Annotated in this window: 2 protein-coding genes and 1 pseudogene; 1 reads left to right on the top strand and 2 read right to left on the bottom strand. The window is 28.8% G+C overall.

From position 1 onward, the window contains the following. Positions 1-81: 81 nt before the first annotated feature. Positions 82-915, bottom strand: a complete 834-nt coding sequence (locus Q5O44_RS10345) for an Mrp/NBP35 family ATP-binding protein (protein WP_022168346.1) — start codon at positions 913-915, stop codon at positions 82-84. A 163-nt stretch (positions 916-1078) separates the two neighbouring features. On the opposite strand from Q5O44_RS10345, the gene Q5O44_RS10340 reads away from it, so the two are divergent. Next, entirely contained in the window at positions 1079-1546 is a 468-nt protein-coding gene (locus Q5O44_RS10340; RefSeq protein WP_022168345.1) for a hypothetical protein, read from the top strand. Between the two features lie 40 nt (positions 1547-1586). On the opposite strand, the pseudogene Q5O44_RS10335 reads toward Q5O44_RS10340, so the two are convergent. Continuing rightward, positions 1587-2522 (bottom strand): annotated as a pseudogene (locus Q5O44_RS10335) (DUF5692 family protein). Positions 2523-2650: the final 128 nt, after the last annotated feature.

The following is a 2650-nucleotide window of genomic DNA, read 5'->3' as shown; positions in this document are numbered from 1 at the left end:
TCACTCATCATTCATAATTCATCATTAACTAAGTTCATAATTCATAATTTTAAAAAAGGCAGCTTTATAAAGCTGCCTTTTTTATAGGATTATTTTCTTTTTGCATTTTCTTATTATTTTCTCAATTATAGGATCAAATAAATCTAAAATATCTTCATTTTGTTCTGCAATGCTATAATTTACAATTGATTTATGCATAGGAAGCTCTCCTAATAAATCTACATTCATATCCTTTAAGAATTTTTCTGTGTTTTCACCATCAAACATTCTAATTTTCTTATTACAGTCAGGACATTGTATATAACTCATATTTTCAATAACACCAAGTACTTCTATGTTCATTTTTCTAGCCATATTAATTGACTTTGATACTATCATAGATATCATATCTTGAGGTATAGATACCATTACAACACCTTTTATAGGAATTGATTGCATTACTGTTAGTGGTACATCACCAGTTCCAGGTGGCATATCTATTATTAAGTAATCTAGCTCTCCCCAGTATACTCCTGTCCAGAACTGATTAACTATTCCTGTAATAGCTGGACCTCTCCAAATCACAGCTTCATCTTCTTTTTCAACCACTAGATTTAAAGACATTACTTTAATTCCTTCAGCAGTTTCTACTGGATAAATAAGTTGTTCAGTTCCCCTAGCTCTTTCATTTTCTATATGAAATAACCTTGGTATACTAGGTCCTGTTATATCAGCATCTAAAACTCCTACTTGATACCCTCTAGCTGCTAACTCTTTTGCTATCATAACTGACATTGTTGATTTACCAACTCCGCCTTTACCGCTCATTACTCCAATTATATTTTTAATTTTATTTTGTGGATTATTTACTATTCCGCAACTTTGTTCATCTTTACCACATGTTCCTTTACTTGGACAACTATTACAGCTTCCCATAGTAATCACCTCTTATCTATTGAATTCAATATAAACTATATTTTATTCTTCTTACATATGGTTGTCAAACTATATATATCCTATTAAATACACATCTAAAAAAATAACCTTTTCTTATTTTAATCATATATTATTTTATACTGCTTCATAGGAGAATTTGATTTTGAAGGATAAAAAAAACACTACAAATTCTAATGAAACTTCTGATTCTAATGAAACTTCTGAAAACAATAATAATTTTGAACAATTAATAAAGCAACAAGATATTGATTTAGCAAACTTAGAAAAAATAGGTCTGTTTTTTTTGCTTTATGGCTATTCTATTTTTGTAGTTGGTGCAAATTTAGATATATTAGAAGCTTTAGATAGGAATAATACTGGCTATATCCCAGATAGTGTAACCTTATATGGGCAGGAACTTGTTCTTACAGGTTATATACTATTATTTATAGTAGCTTCAAAAAGAGTTGCGGAGAAAGCTTTTAGAAATAAAGTTACTGAAGAAAATTATGATTTAGGCCCTTACAACCTAATTGCAACTGCTTATTTTCTTAGCGTAATAGCTAATTCTCTTAGAGTTCAAGCCTTTGCCCAAATAGAAATTTTGATTCTTAATAATAGAGAAGAATAAGGTATCCTTAAATTATTTTTTAAGAATACCTTATTATATGTTATTTATTACATACTTCTTTGTTTTCTTCTATTACATTCTTATACGCTTTTAGATCAAAGTGAACATCTTCTTTAAATGGATTTCTCTTATATTTAAATATTTTATAGAAATGATATATAAATACAATTATATTTGAAAGAAGTGAAATAATACTCACTATTAAAAGTGCTTTAGCATTATGTGATGATTGCACGGCAAAAATTGATGTATCCACAAAGCTAGGGAATGTCATTGTAAACATCATCCAAGCTGCTAAAGTATAAGCCCTATTTTGTATCCAAACTCATTTTTTAATAAATATTAATGGAAGGGTACATGAAATTAGTAAGGCTGCTCCTGCATAAAATGAATGATCTGACACACAATTATATACATATGCAAAATTCCATAAATCATATGCTATAATCCAAAACCATAGCTGATCTGGCCATATCATATCTCTACTTCTATCCTTACTTACAAATATTCCTACCCATCCTGATATAGTAAGAATATTTAATATTCCTGCAATACCATTAATTATATTCCAAGGTCCACCAAGCATCCATACTCCATCAACAATTCCTTCAGCATATCAATAACACTGAAAATCTCTTACTACTGCTTCTAATATATTAACTGCTAAAATTATTGCTGGAAGCATCAGAATATACTTATTATCCTTCCAAGATTTAAAATACCTAATTCCCATAAAAATAAGACATCCAGCTAATGCAGAATATACCTTTACCCAATGAAACCATGTTCCTGTACTAGATCCTTCCCCTGCAGTATGAGGCCATACAAATACTGTTAGTACTATTGGCATAACTACACATAATATCACTGAAAATACTTTACTTTTTCTAGCAAACTCATTGATTAATATTAATGCGCCTAAAACAACAAACCAGGCTACCAAAGAGTACCATGTAATATTATTAAATAAAAGAATATTTTATCCCTTTTTTCTACTTTTTTCTATTTTTTCTATTACATTTTACTTAATTTATACATATTTTTCAAGTTAATTTTTCTTATTTATAAAATCGAGTAGGAGGTAATCAATTATTTTGATTACCG

Origin of the sequence: Clostridium sp. CAG:221, assembly GCA_000435835.1 — a bacterium.
Taxonomy (GTDB): domain Bacteria; phylum Bacillota; class Clostridia; order Clostridiales; family Clostridiaceae; genus Clostridium.
This window is presented reverse-complemented; position numbering and strand designations above follow the sequence as displayed.